General features: G+C 75.3%; 16 protein-coding genes. 8 read left to right on the forward strand and 8 right to left on the reverse strand.

The features are described 5' to 3' along the window. Positions 1 to 101: 101 nt before the first annotated feature. The gene (locus IF99_RS0103665) at positions 102 to 773 is read right to left on the reverse strand and encodes a DJ-1/PfpI family protein (RefSeq protein ID WP_030994844.1); all 672 of its coding nucleotides are present in this window, start codon (positions 771 to 773) and stop codon (positions 102 to 104) included. 136 nt (positions 774 to 909) lie between these two features. On the opposite strand from IF99_RS0103665, the gene IF99_RS0103670 reads away from it, so the two are divergent. The 4 genes from IF99_RS0103670 to IF99_RS0103685 all read left to right on the forward strand — a co-directional run bounded on the left by IF99_RS0103670 (position 910) and on the right by IF99_RS0103685 (position 5,890). Next, positions 910 to 1,788, forward strand: a complete 879-nt coding sequence (locus IF99_RS0103670; protein WP_030994845.1) for an SCO6745 family protein — start codon at positions 910 to 912, stop codon at positions 1,786 to 1,788. Positions 1,789 to 1,953: 165 nt separating this feature from the next. After that, positions 1,954 to 2,079, forward strand: a complete 126-nt coding sequence (locus tag IF99_RS35395) for an LPFR motif small protein (protein WP_010266821.1) — start codon at positions 1,954 to 1,956, stop codon at positions 2,077 to 2,079. Positions 2,080 to 2,162: 83 nt separating this feature from the next. Then, positions 2,163 to 4,688: a Tex family protein gene (locus tag IF99_RS0103680; protein WP_030994846.1), complete on the forward strand. Its 2,526-nt coding sequence runs from the start codon at positions 2,163 to 2,165 to the stop codon at positions 4,686 to 4,688. 218 nt (positions 4,689 to 4,906) lie between these two features. Beyond that, positions 4,907 to 5,890, forward strand: a complete 984-nt coding sequence (locus tag IF99_RS0103685; RefSeq protein WP_030994847.1) for an FAD-dependent oxidoreductase — start codon at positions 4,907 to 4,909, stop codon at positions 5,888 to 5,890. A 110-nt stretch (positions 5,891 to 6,000) separates the two neighbouring features. Here IF99_RS0103685 and IF99_RS0103690 read toward each other — a convergent pair whose 3' ends face one another. Further along, positions 6,001 to 6,885 carry an oxygenase MpaB family protein gene (locus tag IF99_RS0103690; protein WP_030994848.1) on the reverse strand — a complete coding sequence of 295 codons (885 nt, stop codon included), beginning with the start codon at positions 6,883 to 6,885 and terminating at the stop codon, positions 6,001 to 6,003. A gap of 138 nt (positions 6,886 to 7,023) precedes the next feature. Beyond that, complete coding sequence (locus IF99_RS0103695) at positions 7,024 to 7,305, reverse strand: hypothetical protein (protein ID WP_030994849.1); 282 nt, start codon at positions 7,303 to 7,305, stop codon at positions 7,024 to 7,026. Positions 7,306 to 7,431: 126 nt separating this feature from the next. Between IF99_RS0103695 and IF99_RS0103700 the strand changes: the two genes are divergently transcribed. Beyond that, positions 7,432 to 8,211: a MerR family transcriptional regulator gene (locus IF99_RS0103700; RefSeq protein WP_030994850.1), complete on the forward strand. Its 780-nt coding sequence runs from the start codon at positions 7,432 to 7,434 to the stop codon at positions 8,209 to 8,211. A gap of 25 nt (positions 8,212 to 8,236) precedes the next feature. Here IF99_RS0103700 and IF99_RS0103705 read toward each other — a convergent pair whose 3' ends face one another. The 3 genes from IF99_RS0103705 to IF99_RS0103715 all read right to left on the reverse strand — a co-directional run bounded on the left by IF99_RS0103705 (position 8,237) and on the right by IF99_RS0103715 (position 12,929). Beyond that, positions 8,237 to 10,414 (reverse strand): 3-hydroxyacyl-CoA dehydrogenase NAD-binding domain-containing protein, encoded by a 2,178-nt coding sequence (locus tag IF99_RS0103705; RefSeq protein ID WP_030994851.1) that lies wholly within the window; start codon positions 10,412 to 10,414, stop codon positions 8,237 to 8,239. A gap of 52 nt (positions 10,415 to 10,466) precedes the next feature. Then, on the reverse strand, positions 10,467 to 11,681 hold the full coding sequence (locus IF99_RS0103710; RefSeq protein ID WP_030994852.1) for an acetyl-CoA C-acetyltransferase: 1,215 nt from the start codon (positions 11,679 to 11,681) through the stop codon (positions 10,467 to 10,469). A 93-nt stretch (positions 11,682 to 11,774) separates the two neighbouring features. Next, a complete protein-coding gene (locus IF99_RS0103715; RefSeq protein ID WP_030994853.1) occupies positions 11,775 to 12,929 on the reverse strand; it encodes a CaiB/BaiF CoA transferase family protein in 1,155 nt (384 codons plus the stop codon). A gap of 340 nt (positions 12,930 to 13,269) precedes the next feature. Between IF99_RS0103715 and IF99_RS0103720 the strand changes: the two genes are divergently transcribed. Next, entirely contained in the window at positions 13,270 to 13,917 is a 648-nt protein-coding gene (locus IF99_RS0103720) for a class I SAM-dependent methyltransferase (RefSeq protein ID WP_030994854.1), read from the forward strand. A gap of 233 nt (positions 13,918 to 14,150) precedes the next feature. After that, on the forward strand, positions 14,151 to 15,362 hold the full coding sequence (locus IF99_RS0103725) for a saccharopine dehydrogenase family protein (RefSeq protein WP_030994855.1): 1,212 nt from the start codon (positions 14,151 to 14,153) through the stop codon (positions 15,360 to 15,362). A 170-nt stretch (positions 15,363 to 15,532) separates the two neighbouring features. On the opposite strand, the gene IF99_RS0103730 is transcribed toward IF99_RS0103725, so the two are convergent. Together IF99_RS0103730 and IF99_RS0103735 are read right to left on the reverse strand one after the other, a co-directional pair. After that, the gene (locus IF99_RS0103730; protein ID WP_030994856.1) at positions 15,533 to 16,393 is read right to left on the reverse strand and encodes an alpha/beta fold hydrolase; all 861 of its coding nucleotides are present in this window, start codon (positions 16,391 to 16,393) and stop codon (positions 15,533 to 15,535) included. Between the two features lie 107 nt (positions 16,394 to 16,500). Continuing rightward, positions 16,501 to 17,193: an endonuclease V gene (locus IF99_RS0103735; RefSeq protein WP_030994857.1), complete on the reverse strand. Its 693-nt coding sequence runs from the start codon at positions 17,191 to 17,193 to the stop codon at positions 16,501 to 16,503. Positions 17,194 to 17,350: 157 nt separating this feature from the next. Here IF99_RS0103735 and IF99_RS0103740 point away from each other — a divergent pair, with 157 nt between their 5' ends. Beyond that, entirely contained in the window at positions 17,351 to 17,764 is a 414-nt protein-coding gene (locus IF99_RS0103740; protein ID WP_030994858.1) for an SsgA family sporulation/cell division regulator, read from the forward strand. The last annotated feature ends 443 nt before the right edge of the window (positions 17,765 to 18,207 follow it).

Raw genomic sequence — 18,207 nt, forward strand, 5'->3', positions numbered from 1 at the left:
ACCCCACTGACCGCAAATGGCCGGAGATCGGCAGTCTTCGACCGTCTCCGGTCATGCGCTGAACGGTGCGGGCCGCAAGCTGCACGGTCCGGATCATCCGGTTACCGCGCCGCCCGCACGGGGCTGTAGGTCCCGTCGTCGACGACGGGCCTGCGGCCTGCGCGCAGCCGCTCCACGAGCGCGGCGGGAGCCTTGGCCGGGGAACCCGCGTCATAGGGCGGCTCGGGGTCGTACTCGGTGGCGAGCTGGACCTCCTCGGCACGGGAGCGCCCGGCGAGTGCGCCGACGAGCGCGAGGCCCATGTCGATCCCGGCCGAGACACCGGCGGCGGTGACGTACTTGCCGTCGCGCACGACGCGCTCGGCGACGGGCTCGGCCCCGTACTCCCGGAGCGCGTCGGGGAAGAGCCAGTGGGTCGTGGCGCGCCGCCCGGTCAGGAGACCCGCCGCCGCGAGGAGCAGCGCGCCCGTGCACACCGAGGTCGTCCAGCGCGTGTGCGCGTCGGCGGCGCGCAGCCAGCCGAGGAGCGCGGGATCGGCCATGTGCGCGCTCTGCCCCGGGCCACCGGGGACGAGCAGCAGGTCGGGCGCCGCGATGTCCTCGTAGGCGTGCGTCGCGCCGAGCGTCACCTCGCCGCGGTCGGCGAGGACGGGCCGGGCACGGTCGGCGACGAAGACGGTGCGCGCCCCGGGGACGCGGCACAGCATCTCGTACGGCCCGATCGCGTCGAGAGCGGTGAAGCCGTCGAAGAGGGCGAGGGCGAAGAGCGGCACAGGGGCTCCCGGTTCTCTGGACGTACGGGTACGGCGCGACGGTACGTGTCCGGCGGGCCGTCCGCGCGGCGATGGCGGGAATCCCGCGTTCCCGGCCCCTGCCACCACGCACCTACTCGTAGGTAACGTACGGGCCATGAGCGAACCGACCCGCACCCCGTTGCCCGAGCGCGCCGCGCGCCGCTGTCACAACGCCGTCAATCCGCTGCACTCCTTCCACTACTTCTCGCCCGAACTCGGCGCCGAGATGGGCGAGCTCGGGCTGACCGACTCCTCCGCCGTCTATCTCGCCACACGTGCCGCCGCCTTCGGTCCTGTGGGGGCCGGGGCCGTGACGGCGAGCTTCTACAACTTCTCGCCGGAACTCGTCGCCCGTCACCTGCCGGCCGTCTGGGACACGGCCGCGCCCGGCGTCGTGCTCCGGGCCCGGCTGCGCACGGCCGACCGCGTGCTGCGGCGGCTGCTCGGGGACGAGGCCGTGGAGTCGGCGGAGATGAAGGACGCGGCCCGGCTCGCGCTCCGGGCCGCCGAGGCCTGCCGCCCCGAGGGCCGCCCGCTCTACGCGGCGCACGCGGACCTCCCCGTCCCGGAGGAACCGCACCTGGCGTACTGGCACGCGGCGACGCTGTTGCGCGAGCACCGGGGCGACGGCCACGTGCACGTCCTGCTGCGGGCCGGGCTCGACCCGGTCGAGGCGCTCGTGACGCACACCGCGACGGGACGCGGCATGGTGCCGCGCTTCGTCGTCGCGAGTCGCGGCTGGCACCGCGCCGACTGGGACGCGGCCGTCGCCCGGCTGCGGGAGCGCGGGCTGCTCGACCGGGAGGGCGAACTGACCGAGGCGGGGCAGGCACTGCGCGACCGCGTCGAGGCGGAGACGGACGCCCTCGACGAGGCCCCGTACGCGCACCTCGGCGCCGAGGACGTCGCCCGCCTCACCGACCTCGCGCGCGGCTTCACGCGCGCGGGCATCGCGGCGGGAGCCTTCCCGGCGGGGATCTTCGGCAAGGAGTAGCGGGCGGGCGGCGGCCCGGGAGGAAGCGGGCGGGCCGAGCGAGGGCGCGGAGCGGACGGGCGCCGGGGCGGGCGGGCCGGGGGTTTACGGGTACGGCCCGGGGAAACCCGCTTCGTACGCCGGAAAGGGAACTCCCCCCGGCGACACCCCCGGAAGGAGAACACCATGTTCCGCGCCATCGCCGACGTCCTGCGCCAGATCGGCTCCGCCATCGCCACCGTCGTCACGCTGCCGTTCCGCGCCGTCGCACGGCTCTTCGGCGGCGCCTCCAGCACCGCCCATCGCGCCTGAGCCCACCGGCCCTGCCCCGCCGTCCGGGTACCGCCTGCCAGAATGGGGCACAAGCTTCGCAAGTCAGAAGGCGGTACGGGAACGTGACGACAGCCCGCACGGGGTCCACCGAATCAGCGTCCATCGAAGGGCGCATTGCCGAGGAACTCGGAGTCCAGGAGCGGCAGGTGAGGTCGGCCGTCGAACTGCTCGACGGCGGCTCGACGGTGCCCTTCATCGCGCGCTACCGCAAAGAGGTCACGGGCACGCTCGACGACGCCCAGCTGCGGACCCTGGAAGAGCGGCTGCGCTACCTGCGGGAGCTGGAGGAGCGGCGCACGGCGGTGCTCGATTCCGTACGGGAGCAGGGCAAGCTCACGGAGGAGGTCGAGGCCCGCATCCTCGGCGCCGACACGAAGGCGCGTCTGGAGGACGTCTACCTCCCCTTCAAGCCCAAGCGCCGCACCAAGGCGCAGATCGCCCGCGAGGCCGGGCTCGAACCGCTCGCGGAAGGGCTGCTCGCCGATCCCTCGCGGGAGCCGGCCGAGGTGGCCGCCGCCTACGTCGACGCGGACAAGGGCGTCGCGGACGCGCAGGCCGCGCTCGACGGGGCCCGCGCGATCCTCTCGGAGCGCTTCGCCGAGGACGCGGACCTCATCGGTGAGCTGCGCGAGCGCATGTGGACGCGCGGCAGCCTCTCCTCGAAGGTCCGCGAGGGCAAGGAGGAGGCGGGCGCGAAGTTCTCCGACTACTTCGACTTCGCCGAGCCCTTCACCAAGCTCCCCTCGCACCGCGTCCTCGCACTCCTGCGCGGTGAGAAGGAAGAGGTCCTCGACCTCACCCTGGAGCCCGAGGAGCCGCCCGCCGAGCCCGGCACGCCCTCCTCGTACGAGGGGGTCATCGCGCACCGCTTCGGGATCGCGGACCGGGGACGGCCGGGGGACGCGTGGCTGCGCGAGACGGTCCGCTGGGCCTGGCGCACGCGCGTCCTCGTGCACCTCGGGATCGACCTGCGGCTGCGGCTGCGCACGACGGCCGAGGACGAGGCCGTCGCGGTCTTCGCGGCGAACCTGCGCGACCTGCTGCTCGCCGCGCCCGCCGGGACCCGCGCCACGCTGGGGCTCGACCCGGGCCTGCGCACCGGCGTGAAGGTCGCCGTCGTGGACGCGACGGGGAAGGTCGTCGCGACCGACACGATCTACCCGCACGCCCCGCGCAACCGCTGGGACGACTCCCTCGCGACGCTCGCGCGGCTCGCCGAGCGGCACCAGGTCGACCTCATCGCCATCGGCAACGGCACCGCCTCGCGCGAGACCGACAAGCTCGCGGGCGAACTCATCGCCGCGCGCCCGGAGCTGAAGCTCACCAAGGTCGTGGTCTCGGAGGCGGGCGCCTCGGTCTACTCGGCCTCCGCCTTCGCCTCGCAGGAACTCCCCGAGCTGGACGTCTCGCTGCGCGGCGCGGTCTCGATCGCGCGCCGTCTGCAGGACCCGCTCGCCGAGCTGGTCAAGATCGACCCGAAGTCGATCGGTGTCGGCCAGTACCAGCACGACCTGTCCGAGGTGAAGCTCTCGCGCTCGCTCGACGCGGTCGTGGAGGACTGCGTGAACGGCGTCGGCGTCGACGTCAACACCGCCTCCACGCCGCTGCTCTCGCGGGTCTCCGGGGTGAGCGCCACGCTCGCCGAGAACATCGTGCGGCACCGCGACGAGAACGGCCCCTTCTCCTCCCGCGCGGAGCTGAAGAAGGTCGCGCGGCTCGGTCCCAAGGCGTACGAGCAGTGCGCGGGCTTCCTCCGCATCCGCGGCGGCGATCCGCTCGACGCCTCCAGCGTGCACCCCGAGGCGTACCCGGTCGTGCGCAGGATCGCCAAGGCGACCGGCGGCGACGTCGCCGCGCTCATCGGCGACACAACGACGCTGCGCTCGCTGCGCCCGGACGCCTTCGTGGACGACACCTTCGGACTGCCGACCGTGACGGACATCCTGCGCGAGCTGGAGAAGCCGGGGCGCGACCCGCGGCCCGCGTTCCGCACGGCGACCTTCAAGGAGGGCGTGGAGAAGCTCTCCGACCTGGAGCCCGGCATGGTCCTGGAGGGCGTCGTGACGAACGTCGCGGCCTTCGGGGCCTTCGTGGACATCGGTGTCCACCAGGACGGGCTCGTCCATGTCTCCGCGCTCTCGCGTGAGTTCGTGAAGGACCCGCGCGAGGTCGTCAAGCCGGGCGACATCGTGAAGGTCAAGGTCCTCGACGTGGACCTGCCGCGCAAGCGGATCTCGCTGACGCTGCGGCTCGACGACGAGATCGGCGCGGAGCGCGGCGGGCGGCGCGGCGGTGCCGGCCGCCAGGAGCGGGGGCCTCGCGCCCCGCAGGGCCAGGACGGCGGCGGCACCGGCGAGCGGCGCGGGGGCGGTCAGCGACCGCCGCGTCAGCGCGGCGGCGGGGCTGGTACGGGCGGCGCGGCGGGCGCGGGGCGTTCCGGGGGCACGGGTCGTTCCGGCGGTTCGGGCGGGCCCGCCCCGGTCAACTCGGCGATGGCGGACGCGCTGCGGCGCGCGGGCCTCACCGGCGGCGGCCAGAACGGCGGTCAGGGCGGTCAGCGGCGCGGTGGTGGCCGTTCGGGGCGCTGAGCCCGCGAGAGTCGCGAGCGGCCCCGTCGGGGCCATGAGCAGAGGCAAGAGGGGGCGGCTCCCGTACGAGCCGCCCCCATCCCCTGTCCCCCCGTGTTGCCGCTCCCCGGCGCCGTAGTCACTCTCATGCGGCCAAATACGCGCCGCCATGGAGGCGTTCGGCCGGAATCACGGGGGCGGAAAGGGGGCGCCGCGCACCCGGCGGTACGGTCGGGGCCATGACCTCACCTTCTGTCACCCCCTCTGCCCCGGTCCGCGTCCTCGGCTCCGGGGTGATCGGGCTCAGTACGGCACTGGAGCTGCGCGCGGCCGGGCACGAGGTCGAGGTGTGGGCGCGACGGCCCGCCGCCCACGTGACGTCCGCCGTCGCGGGCGGCCTCTGGTGGCCATACCACATCGAACCGGAGGAGCGGGTCGGCGCGTGGGCGCTGGAGACGCTCGCGGTGTACGAGGAGTGGGCCACGGAGCCCGAACGGACCGGCGTCCGGCTCGTCGAGGGCGTGCACGCGGAGACGTCGTTCGAGACGCTGGGCCCGTGGGCGGGATCCGTGCGCGGCCTGCGCGTCGCGACGGCCGCGGAGTCCCCGCACTCCCCCGGGCTCTTCGGGCGGCTGCCGGTCATCGACATGCCGCACCACCTCGCCTGGCTGGAGGAACGGCTGCGCGCGGCGGGCTGCCGTCTCGTGCCCCGTACCGCCGCCTCCCTCGCCGAGGCGGCCGAGGGGGCCCGCGCGGTCGTCAACTGCACGGGGCTGGGGGCGCGTTCCCTCGTGCCCGACGAGGCGGTGCACCCGGTGCGCGGTCAGCTCGTCCTCGTCGAGAACCCCGGCGTGACGACGTGGTTCACGTCCACGACGCGCGAGGGCGGCCGTTCGGTCTACTACATCCCGCAGCCGTACGGCCTCCTCCTCGGCGGCACGGCGGAGGAGCACGACTTCCGCGAGACCCCGGACCCGGCCACGGCGGAGGCGATCATCCGCGACTGCGCCGCGCTCCGCCCGGAGATAGCCGGGGCCCGCGTGCTCGCCCACCGCGTCGGCCTGCGCCCCGCCCGCACCGGAGGCGTCCGCCTCACCGCGGAGCACCTCCCGGACGGCACCCCGGTCGTCCACGACTACGGGCACGGGGGCGCCGGGGTGACGGTGGCGTGGGGCTGCGCGCGGGAGGCGGCCGGACTGGTGGCGCGGGCGCTGGGGCGCTGAGGGCGAGGTCACCCGCCGTCCGCCCGGCCGCCCTCGTCCGCCGCTCCTCCCCCAGCCACCGCGCGCCGCCCGGCCCGTCACCCAGGTGCGCGAGGCCGGAGCGGACGCCGTCAGCGGGCCGGTGTCCCGCGCCGCCAGGTGCCTGTGCGCCGGGCCTCCGCGCGGGCGCGGCGGGCGTAGGGGAGGTAGCGGAGGCGTTCGGGGAGAGCGGGGGTCAGGAGGCGGAAGGCTGTCGCGAGGCGGCGCAGACGGCGCTCCTGGGCGGGGGTCCAGTCCAGGCCGAGGGCGGTGCGGGCGTCGGCGGGGAGGAAGCCGATCGTCAGGAAGCGGCGGGCGCGCAGGGCCGGGGACAGCAGGAGCGGCCACAGGGCGCGCAGGACCAGGCGCAGGGCGCGGGGGCCGCGGTCCGGGGCGGGGACACGCGTGGCCGTGGCGAGGAGTTCGCGCACGACCGCGTTCGTCTCGACCTCCGTGGCGAGCATCCGGCGGTAGTACGGCCAGAACTCCTCGGGCGTCGCGGGCATGTCCCGCTCGCGGAGCCCGAGCAGCCGGCCGACCCGCAGCCACTCCGCGTACAGGGCGCGGTCCTGCGCCGGGGTGAGGGGGCGGACGAGGAGGGCGAGGCCGCGACGGTTGACGGGGTAGCCGGTCGCGTGCACCCAGGCGTACGTCTCGGGACGCAGCGCGTGGTAGGCGCGGCCCCGGGTGTCGGTGCCGCTGATGTCGCGGTGCATCGCGCGCAGCCTGCGGCCCTCCGCGCGGGCCGCCTCGCCGCCGTAGACCCACAGCAGGAGCGAGTCGAGGGAGCGCGCGGCGCGGCCCCAGGGGTCGGTGCGGAAGACGGAGTACGTGTCGACGCCCGCGCCGACCGCCGGGTGCGCGACCTGGAGGAGCAGCGCGGAGGGAAGGACGAGCAGCATCCGCACGTCCCCGGCGAGACTCCACAGCACGCCGCCGGGCGGCGGCGGCTCGGGCGGTGGAGCGCTGGGCGGCACGGGGCACCTCTCCTCGGGGTGGTGGTCGGTGCCTCCAGTATGCGCGGGGTGGGGTGGTGACGCCTGGGGGACGGGCGGTGCGGGCGAGGACACGGACGGTGCGGGGGCGGCGGAACGGACGGTGGCGGGGGCGGGGGCTCAGGCGGCGCGGGCCGCGAGGAGTGCGGCGAGTTCCGAAGCGCGGTCACGCAGTTCGGCCTCGGCGCGGACCCTGGCCGCCTCACGGCGTGCCTGGTCGGTGTGGCGTGGGCCGCCGGGCGGGGGCAGGGGTCCCGGTGCGGCGACCACGATGCCCGCGAGGGGCGCGGCGGGCGCCGCCGTCTCGCGTACGCCCCAGTGCCCCCGCCTGCGGGCGGAGAGTGCGCGGGCGAGGAGCAAGGCCGAGGCGATCAGGAGCGATCCCGCGAGGAGCAGGTGCATGTCCAAGAGCTACCCGGCACGAGCGGGTGCGCAACCCTCGGTGACGGGCTCGATCTTCACAACATCGGTGAGACAGCAATAGTGTTCCACCGCAAAGACGCACCGCAGCCCCCGGGGAGCAGGATCGTGGCAGTCACCCGCACCGCGCGCACGCCCGCGACGCCGGGCGCCCCCGACCCCGAGGAGGAGCGCGCGTACACCGTCGACGAACTGGCGGCCCGCGCGGGCCTCACCGTGCGCACGGTGCGCTTCTACGCGACGCGCGGGCTGCTCCCGCCGCCCCGGATCGGGCCGCGCCGTGTCGGGCTCTACGGCCCCGGGCACCTCGCGCGTCTCGCGCTCGTCGACGATCTGCGGCGGCAGGGCCTCACGCTCGCCGCGATCGAGCGGTACGTGGCGCGGCTGCCCGAGGAGACGACGGCGTACGAGCTGGCCATCCACCGCGCGATGGTCGCCTCCTGGCTCCCCGACGCCGCCGTGGAGTGCGGGCGCGCGGAGGCGGAGGAACGGATCGGGCGACGCCTCGGGGCCGACGAGCTGGAGCGGCTCGCGGCGATGGGGGTGCTCACGCCGGTGCCGGGGACCGAGGGGCGGTACCTCCTCGACACCGTGCTCGTCGGGCTCGCCGTGCGTCTCCTCGATCTCCCCCTGTCGCGCGAGGCGATCGCCGCGGCGCGCGAGGTGCTGCTGGGCAACGCGGCGCGGACGGCGCACGAGCTGAGCGAGGTGTTCCGGGGCGAGGTGGGCGTGCGGGAGGCGGGCGAGGCGCGGTCGCTGTCGGCGCACATGCAGCCACTCGTGCTCCAGGCGCTGCTGACCGCGTTCCAGCGCTCGCTCACCGAGGAGCTGCGGGGGGCGTTCCCGGCGGAAGGGACCGCGCGCGAGGGGGAGCCGGACGCGGACTGACCCGGCTCCCCCTCCCCGTGGGGCCTCAGTCCTCGTCGGCGTACGGCTCGCCGCGCTCCGCGCGGGCCACGAGCGAGGCCGGGGGCTCGAAGCGCTCGCCGTAGCGGGCGGCGAGTTCGCGGGCGCGGGCCACGAAGCCGGGCAGTCCGCCCTCGTACCCGTTGACGTACTGGAGGACGCCGCCGGTCCAGGCGGGGAAGCCGATGCCGAGGAGCGAGCCGATGTTGGCCTCGGCGACGGAGCCGAGCACGTGCTCGTCGTCCAGGAGCCGCACCGTGTCGAGCGCCTCCGAGAAGAGCATCCGCTCCTGCATGTCACGGAACGGGATCTCGGCGCCCGGCTTCGTGAAGTGCTCGCGCAGTCCGGGCCACAGCCGCCCGCGCCTGCCGTCCTCGTAGTCGTAGAAGCCCGCGCCGCCCGCGCGCCCGGGGCGCCGGAACTCGTCCACCATGCGGTCCATGACGGCGTCGGCCGGGTGCCGCGCCCACGTGCCGCCCGCCGCCTCGACGGCCGCGCGGCTCTCGTCGCGGATCTTGCGCGGCAGGGTCAGGGTGAGCTCGTCGACGAGTGAGAGGACCTTCGCGGGGTAGCCCGCCTGGGCGGCGGCCTGTTCGACGGAGGCGGGCTCGATGCCCTCGGCGACCATCGCCACGCCCTCCCGGATGAACTGCCCGATGACCCGCGAGGTGAAGAAGCCGCGCGCGTCGGCGACGACGATCGGCGTCTTGCCGATCTGCCGTACGAGGTCGACGGCGTCCGCCAGCGCCTCGTCCCCGGTGCGTTCGCCCTTGATGATCTCGACGAGCGGCATCCGGTCCACGGGCGAGAAGAAGTGGAGCCCGATGAAGCCGGCCTGCCGCTCGACGCCTTCGGCGAGGGTCGTGATGGGCAGCGTGGAGGTGTTGGAGCACAGGAGCGCGCCGGGTGCGACGACGTGCTGGATCTCCTGGAAGACCTGGTGCTTGAGCGCGGTGTCCTCGAAGACGGCCTCGATGACGGTGTCGCAGCCCGCGAGGTCCTTCGTCTCGGCGGTCGCGGTGATGCGCGCGAGGAGTTCCGCCTTCTCGGCCTCCGTGGCGCGGCCCTTCGCGACGGCCTTCGTGAGCAGCTTCTCGGAGTACGCCTTGCCGCGCGCCGCCGCCTCGGGGTCGACGTCCTTGAGGACGACCTCGATGCCCGCGCGGGCGCAGGCATAGGCGATGCCCGCTCCCATCGTCCCGGCGCCGAGCACGGCGACCTTCGCCGCCGTGCGGTGCGGCACGCCTGCGGGACGCGCGGCGCCGGAGTTGACCTTCTGGAGATCGAAGAAGAACGCCTGGATCATGTTCTTCGCGGTCTGGCCGGTGACGAGCCCGGTGAAGTAGCGGGCCTCGATGGTCTGCGCGGTCTCGAAGTCGACCTGGGAGCCCTCGACGGCGGCGGCCATGATGGCGCGCGGGGCCGGGTAGGGGGCGCCGCCGGTCTGCTTGCGGAGGTTGGCGGGGAAGGCGGGCAGGTTCGCGGCGAACTTCGGCTGGGCGGGGGTGCCGCCGGGGATGCGGTACCCGGGGCGGTCCCAGGGCTGCGCGGACTCGGGGTGCGCGTCGATGAAGGCGCGGGCTTTGGCGAGCAAGTCGTCGCGGTCGGTGGCGAGTTCGTCGATCAGTCCCTTCTCCAGGGCGCGGCGCGGGGTGTACTGGGTGCCCTGGAGGAGGAGAGCGAGAAGGGCGTCGGTGACCCCGAGGAGGCGCACGGAGCGGGTGACGCCGCCCCCGCCGGGGAGCAGCCCGAGGGTGACCTCGGGGAGGCCGATGCGGTAGCCGGGGTCGTCGAGGGCGACCCGGTGGTGGCTCGCGAGGGCGAGTTCGTAACCGCCGCCGAGGGCCGCGCCGTTGAGGGCGGCGACGACCGGTTTGCCGAGGGTCTCGATACGGCGCAGGGCGCCCTTGAGCGCGAGCGAGTCGGCGAGGACCCGCTCGGCGTCCTCGGGGCGGGCCGCGCGCAGGTCGCGGAGGTCGCCGCCCGCGAAGAAGGTCTTCTTGGCGGAGGTGAGGATGACGCCGCGGACGCTGTCGCGCTCGGCTTCGAGGCGGTCGGCGGTGGCGATGAGCGCGGCGCGGAAGGCGGCGTTCATCGTGTTGGCGGACTGGGCGGGGTCGTCGAGGACGAGGGTGAGGACGCCGGTGTCGTCGCGTTCCCAGCGGATGGGAGTGGGCTCGCTCATGGGGGGGGCTCCTGGGCTCCGTTGCGGACGGGTAGGGGCGGGACGGGGCCCGTCAGAGGCGTTCGACCACGGTGGCGACGCCCATGCCGCCGCCCACGCAGAGGGTGGCGAGGCCGTAGCGCTGGTCGCGGCGTTCGAGTTCGTCGATGAGCGTGCCGAGGAGCATCGCGCCCGTGGCGCCGAGGGGGTGGCCCAGGGCGATGGCGCCGCCGTTGACGTTGACGCGGGCGAGCGGGATGTCCATGTCGCGGGCGAAGCGGAGGACGACGGCGGCGAACGCCTCGTTCATCTCGTACAGGTCGATGTCGGCGGCGCTGAGTCCGGCCTTGGCGAGCGCCTTGCGGGAGGCGGGCGCGGGCCCGGTGAGCATGATCGTGGGGTCCGATCCTGAGACGGCGGCCGAGAGGATACGGGCGCGGGGGCGCAGCCCGTACCGCCGGCCGACCTCCTCGCCGCCGATCGCGACGAGCGCCGCACCGTCTACGATCCCGGAGGAGTTGCCCGCGTGGTGGACGTGGTCGATCTCCTCGACCCAGTGGTACTTCTGGAGCGCGACGGCGTCGAAGCCGCCGTGTTCGCCGATGCCGGCGAAGGACGGCTTGAGCGCCGCGAGGCTGTCGGCCGTGGTGCCGGGTCGCAGGTGTTCGTCGCGGTCGAGGACGACGAGGCCGTTGCGGTCGCGGACGGGTACGACGGAGCGCGCGAAGCGGCCCTCTTTCCAGGCGGTCGCGGCGCGTTCCTGCGAGAGCGCGGCGTACTCGTCGACGTCGCGGCGTGAGAAGCCCTCGATGGTCGCGATGAGGTCGGCTCCGATGCCCTGCGGGACGAAGCCCGTCTCCAGGTTCGTCATGGGGTCCATCGCCCAGGCGCCGCCGTCGGAGGCCATCGGGACGCGCGACATCGACTCGACGCCCCCCGCGATCACGAGGTCCTCCCAGCCCGAACGGACTTTCGCCGCCGCGAGATTGACGGCTTCGAGGCCGGAGGCGCAGAACCTGTTCTCCTGCACCCCGGCGACGGTCTCGGGCAGCCCGGCAGCGATCGCGGCGATCCGGGCGATGTCGGAGCCCTGGTCGCCGAGCGGCGAGACGACGCCGAGGACGATGTCGTCGATCGCGGCGGGGTCGAGGTCCGGCAGGCGCTCCTGGAGGGCGTGCAGGAGTCCCACGACGAGGTCGATGGGCTTCGTGCCGTGCAGGGAGCCGTTGGCCTTGCCGCGGCCGCGTGGGGTGCGGAGGGCGTCGTAGACATACGCTTCGGTGGTCATCTCGGCCTTTCGAGGGGCGGGGCGGACGGGCGCCGGCGAGGGTTCGGCCCGGGGCCCTGCGCCGGGCCCCCGCTCCTTGCCCGCCGGGGGGACTCAGTCGCGGGGCCCGGGACTCCCGGGTGCGGTCAGGTGCGGCACTCCCCACTCCTCCGCCACCGCCGCCGTGTCGGCGCCCGGTGTCAGGAGCGGGCCGGGAGCCGGGGCCGGAGTGGCGGAGAAACGGGGAGCCGGGGCGGGTTGCGGGGTGCCCCCGGGCCCGGGGACGAAGGTGTCCCGGACTGCGAGGTGCGGGTGCTGGGGGGCTTCGCGCAGGGACAGTACGGGCGCGACGCAGCCGTCCGAGTCGGCGAAGACCTTCGTCCACTCCGCCCTCGTACGGGACTTGAAGGCCGCCGCGATGCGTGCGCGCAGTTCGTCCCAGCGGTCGAAGTCCTCGCGCGCGGGCGCTGTTCCGGCGATGCCGAGGCGCTCGGCGAACTCGTCGTAGAAGCGCTTCTCCAGCGCGCCGACCGCCATGTACTTCCCGTCGGCGGTCTCGTAGCAGCCGTAGAAGGGGCTGCCGCCGTCCAGGAGGTTGCTGCCACGCCTGTCCTGCCAGCCGCCCGCCGCCATGAGTCCGTGCAGGAGGGTCGTGAGGTGCGCGGCGCCGTCGACGATCGCGGCGTCCACGACCTGGCCCTCGCCCGTGCGTTCGGCGTGCCGCAGGGCGGCGAGGAGGCCGACGACGAGGTAGAGGGAGCCGCCCGCGAAGTCCCCGAGGAGGTTGGCGGGGAAGGTGGGGGGCGCGCCGGGGTCGCCGCCGAGCGCGAGGGCCCCGGTGGGGGCGAGGTAGGTGAGGTCGTGCCCGGCGCGGTGGGCGAGCGGGCCTTCCTGGCCCCAGCCGGTCACGCGCCCGTAGACGAGCCGGGGGTTGGCGGCGAGCGCCTGCTCGGGGCCGACACCGAGGCGTTCGGCGACGCCGGGCCGGAAGCCCTCGATGAGGATGTCGGCACGGGCCGCGAGCGCGAGCACCGCGGCGGCGCCCTCCTCGGTCTTGAGGTCGAGTGCGACGGAGCGCTTGCCGCGGTTGGTGTAGTCGCGCGCGGGGTCCATGCCGAACATGCCGCCGCGCTCGGGCCGGTCGACCCGTACGACGTCCGCGCCGAGGTCCGCGAGGAGCATCGCGGCGAAGGGCCCGGGGCCGAGCCCCGCCAGTTCCAGGACCCGCACTCCGCCGAGGGGCCCGCCCCGCTCCGCTGTTCCGCTCATCCGCACGACTCCCGGCCTGTGACACAACTGATGTAACACCGGCGATGCTATGAACGGCGCGGTCCCGGCACAAGCCCCGGGAAAGCAAGCGCTCAGAAGTGTCGTTCGGGAGGGGCACGGGGGCGCGGGGGCACGGGCGGGGAAGACCGGGACCGAGCCCCGAGCGCTTGACCGCGCGGCGTCCAGCGCCGCCACGTGGGAGGTGTGCCGGTCACCGGCGGGCGGGGCGTCGTGGCGGGCGAGTTGCCCGGGGAGGCGGCGCCGCGCGAAGCGGCCGGGGCGACCGGGCTCGTCCTCGTTTCCCGGGATCCTCGTGCGGGCCGGCTCGTATTCTCGGCGGATGACCGAACTCACGAGCCTGCCCGCCACGCGCACCGCCTACGACGCCGTCGCCTCCGTCTACGCCGGGATGTTCAGCGACACCCTGCGTGACGCCCCGCTGGAGCGGGCCCTGTTGGGTGCCTTCGCGGAGCTGGTGCGGGCGGACGGGGACGGCGAGGTCGGGGACCTCGGCTGCGGGCCCGGCTATGTGACCGCGCACCTGCACGGCCTGGGCCTGCGCGCCTTCGGCGTCGACGCCTCGCCCACGATGATCGGGCTCGCGCGCGAGGCCCACCCGGGGCTCCGCTTCGAGGCCGGCTCGATGGCCGCCCTCGACCTCGCGGACGGCGCGCTCGGCGGCATCCTCTCGCGGTGGTCGCTCATCCACACCCCACCGGCCGAAGTGCCCGCCGTCCTGGACGAGTTCGCCCGTGTACTCGCTCCGGGCGGACACCTCCTGCTCTCCTTCCCGGCGAGCGACGGGCCCGAGCACGAGACGCAGTCCTACGACCACGCGGTGACCACGGCCTACCGCTGGTGCCCCGACCGCCTCGCCGCGCTGCTCGGCGCGCGGGGACTGTGCCAAACCGCCCGCACGGTGACCGAACCGGAGCCCGCGGACAAGCGGCAGTTCCGGACGGTGCACCTCCTCGCCCGCAAGGCGTAGGCCGGGCACGGGGCGTTGGCGCGGGGCAGGACACGAGGCGCGGGCCGGGCGGGGGGGGCGTTGGCGCGGGGCCGACGTGGGGCGCTGGGCGCGGGGCCGGACACGGGGCGTTGGGCGCGGGCCGGACGTGGGGCGCGGGGCCGGACGCCGGGTGCGGCGCGCGGGGCATGGCAGGCCACAACGCGCCGCCATGCCCTGCCGTGAGCGCGGCGGCGAGCTGCGACAGTGGGGGGATGCAGCCGAACGCCTCGCCCACCCGTTCCCCCGAAGCCGCCCGGAAGGAACGCGAGTTCGACCTCGTCCTCTACGGGGCGAGCGGATTCGCCGGAGCGCTGACGGCCGCGTATCTCGCCGGACACGCGCCGCCCTCGCTGCGCTGGGCGCTCGCCGGGCGCAGTGCGCAGAAGCTGGAGCGGACGCGCGCGTCGCTGGGGCTGGAGAACGTGCCCGTCCTCGCCGCCGACGCCGGTGACCCGGCCGCGCTGCGCGAACTCGCCGCGCGGACGCGGGTCCTGGCGACCACGGTGGGTCCCTATCTGCGGCACGGGGACGCGCTCGTCGGGGCGTGCGCGGACGCGGGTACGGACTACGCGGACCTGGCCGGGGAGCCCGAGTTCGTCGACCGGAGCTATCTGCGCCACGAAGCGCGGGCACGGGCGACGGGGGCGCGGCTCGTGCACGGCTGCGGTTTCGACTCGGTGCCCGCCGACCTCGGCGTCCTCTTCACCGTGGGGCGGCTGCCGGAAGGGGTGCCGTTGCGGGTCGACGGCTTCCTGGCGGTCGACGCGGCGCCCTCGGGCGGCACGGTCGACTCGGCGCTGAGCGCGCTGGGGCGCCCGCTCGCGATGGCCCGCGCCGCCCGTGAACGCGCCGCCGTCGAAGCGCCGCCCGGACCGGGCCGCCGCGTCACGGCCCCGCCGGGACCGCCCCGCCACGTGGGCGAACTCGGCGCCTGGGCGTTCCCGCTGCCCGTACTCGACCCGCTGCTCGTCGTCCGCTCGGCCCGCGCCCTGCCCCGCTACGGCCCGGACTTCCGCTACCGCCACCACGTGACCGCCCGCCGCCTCCCCACCGCGCTCGCGGGCCTGGCGGGCGCGACGGCCCTCCTCGCCGCCGCCCAGCTCCCGCCCCTGCGCCGTGCCCTCTCCGCGCGCCTCGCGCCCGGCACAGGCCCGAGCGAGGAACGCCGCGCCCGCAGCACCTTCTCGCTGCGCTTCATCGGCGAGGGCGGTGGCCGGCGCGTGTACACGGAGATCCGGGGCGGCGACCCGGGTTACGACGAGACGGCCCGCATCCTCGGCGAGTCGGCCCTGTGCCTCGCCCTGGACGCCCTTCCGCCGCTGTCGGGGCAGTTGACCCCGGCGGTGGCGATGGGCGAGGCGCTCACGGAGCGGTTGCGGAACTCGGGGCTGGTGTTCAGGGAGGCGGCGCGGCGGGAGGACTGAGCGAAGCGGCGGCGCGGCTCGCGTACGCGCGGCGCCACGCTCCCCCGGCCCGGGGCACGGCAGCGACCGCCACGCCCCGCACCGCGAGAGGGCCACCGCCCGCCCCGCACCGGAGGACGACGGGCACCGCGCCCTTTTCCCGGGCGACGGAGCGGCCCGTCGGCCCCGGCTCACTCCGCCAGGAACGTCCGCAGCCGTCCGAGCAGCGCCTCCGGCTGGTGCAGCGGGATGATGTGGCCCGAGTCCTCGACCAGTTCTCCCCTCACGTCGTCCGCGCAGCCGCGCAGCTGGTGCTCAAGGGCCCTGCCGACCGGGTGGGCGCCAAGGGCGAGGGCCGGGACCGTGAGGCGGGTCGTGGCGACCGCCTCGGCGATGCGGGCGGCGCTCTCCGGGAGCGCGCGGTAGTGGGCGAAGGCGGCGCGCAGGGACTCACGGCCCGTGTAGGCGCGGACGAAGGCCTCGCGCGCCCAGTCGGGGACGCCCTCGCCGAGGGTCCCCTGCGAGAGGAACCAGTCGACGTAGGCGTCCTCGTGACCCTCCAGGACCGTTTCGCCGAGCCCCGGCACCGCGTGGAAGCCGAACCACCACGGCGGGCCGCCCGCGAGGAAGTCCTCGGCGCCCGGCAGCCGTCCGAGCAGCGACTCCATGACGACGAGCCGCCGGACGAGCGCGGGGCGGCTCAGGGCGAGGAAGAAGGCGGGCGGAGTGCCCGCGTCGATGCCGACGACGGCGGCCGACGTCACGCCGAGCTCGCCGAGGAGCGCTTCGGCGTCCTCGGCGAGCGTCGCGGCGTCGTACCCGCTCTCCGGCTTGTCGCTCGCCCCGAGCCCGCGCAGGTCGGGCGCGATGAGCGTGTACCGGTCGGCGAGGCCGGCCATGACGACGCGCCACAGCTCCCACGTGTGCGGGAAGCCGTGCAGCAGGAGCACGGCCGGACCCGAGCCCGCGAGCGCGACGTTGAGCGTGACCCCGTTGACGGGGACGCGGCGGAGGGTGACGTCCTCCAGGGGAAGGGGACGGGGTGCGGTCATACGACGGACTCCCGGGCAGCGAGGGCAGGTTCGCCCCTACGCTACGGGCTGCCGGACGGCCCCCGAGCCCCCGGCCCTCCGGGGCGGCAGGCGGCACGGGTCCCGCCTCAGCTCCCCGAGGCCTCCCTGAGCGCCGCCCGGCACAGCGCGTCCGCGCGGCGCGTCGTTTCCGGCAGGCGGTAGCGCGGGGTCAGGGCGAGGGTGTGGGCACAGGCGGTGTCGAGCGTGACGCGGTGGCCCGCCGAGACGTAGACCGGTTTGACGCCGGTACGGGTCCGCAGCGCCGCGCCGACCTCCTCCGTCCCGTCCAGGAGCGGAGTGCGGGCGCCGCGCTCCTCGCCCGGCGCCTCGTACGTGAAGAGGAACGGGTTCTTCGCGACGCCGAAGGCGGGCAGCCCGGTGAGGACGCCGAGGTGGGCCGCGAGCCCGAAGCGGCGCGGGTGGGCGACCCCGTAGCCGTCGCAGACCACGACGCCGGGGGCGACGGGGAGGCGTTCCAGGGCCGCGAGGACGGTGGGGAGTTCACGGAAGGCGAGGAGCCCGGGCACGTACGGGAACGAGACGCGGCCCACGGCCGTCGCCTGACCGAGCACGCCGCGGCCCTCGGGATCGAGGACGACGGCCGCGGCGGCGACGAGGTCGCGGGCGTCGTCGTAGGCGACGTCCACGCCGGTGAGCGGAACGGTGCCGGGCGCGGGCCCCGCCTCGTCGCGCACGCGTCGCGCGCGCAGCGCCTCCTGCGCGGCGCGCGCCTCCGTCTCGGTACGTGGCCAGTCGGGGGGTGTGCGCAAGATCTCCACGCGCCCATCATGGGCCCGCTCACCTGCGGATACGTGGTCCCCGGGGGCGCGGTGACGAAGTTCACTGCCCTCGGGCGGCCACTGAACGGGGCGTTCCGGCGTCTTTAGCTGGTGTACGGCCGCAGGTCCCGCCCGTCGACAACAAGGGGAGCAGGCGTTGACCCTCACCATCGAACAAGCTGTCAAGGCCCATGTCGTGGCCGCAGCCGCCTTCTTGCCCACCGTCCGGGCCACGTTCCACTACGACGCGCGCGACCCGTTCGCGGTGCGCGTGGACTTCCCCGCCTCAGCGACGCTGGAGGGCACGGAGGTGAGCTGGACCTTCGCGCGCGACCTCCTGCGCGACGGGCTCACGGGCCCGGCCGGGAGCGGTGACGTGCGGGTGCGCCCGCACGGCTGGGAGCGGCTGATCGTGGAGTTCCACGCGCCCGAGGGCATGGCCGTCGTGCACCTGCCGAGCGCGGAGGTGCGCGGCTTCCTGGAGCGGACAGCCGCGGTCGTCGCCCCGGGCGAGGAACGCATCACGGTGGACCTGGACAGGTGTCTGGCGGCGCTCATGCGGGAGGGCTGAGAGAGCGGCGGGTGCGGGCAGGGCGCGGCGGGCCGGGACTGGGACGGTCTCGTCGCGCGCGAGGGGGACGGCGGCGCCGCGAGGCCCCCGGGAGTGCCGCGGCGTCCCGCCGGGGGGGCAGTCCCTCGTCACGTCGCCCGGGGCTCCCTTCCCTCGGGCAGGGGCCGTGGAGGGGGCCGGGCGAGACCGCGTCGACGGGGACACCGCGCGAGCCGTACGCGGCGGACCGGGCGCGGGTCGGTTCGGGCCGAGGGGTGGGCGGCACTGGACGCGCACCCAGGGAGACCGGACGCGCATCCAGGCAGAAGAGGAGCGCGCGGCAGCCGAAGCCCCGGGGCGGAAAGGGCGGTTTCTGGGGATCGTCGCAACACGTGGTCGGTTGTGTTAGACGGCGAGTAGTTTATGCAGGCGCTCGGCTGGGGTTTCCCAGCTGAGCGTTTTGC

Source organism: Streptomyces sp. NRRL F-5630 (assembly GCF_000719475.1).
In the GTDB taxonomy this organism is placed as follows: Bacteria; Actinomycetota; Actinomycetes; order Streptomycetales; family Streptomycetaceae; genus Streptomyces.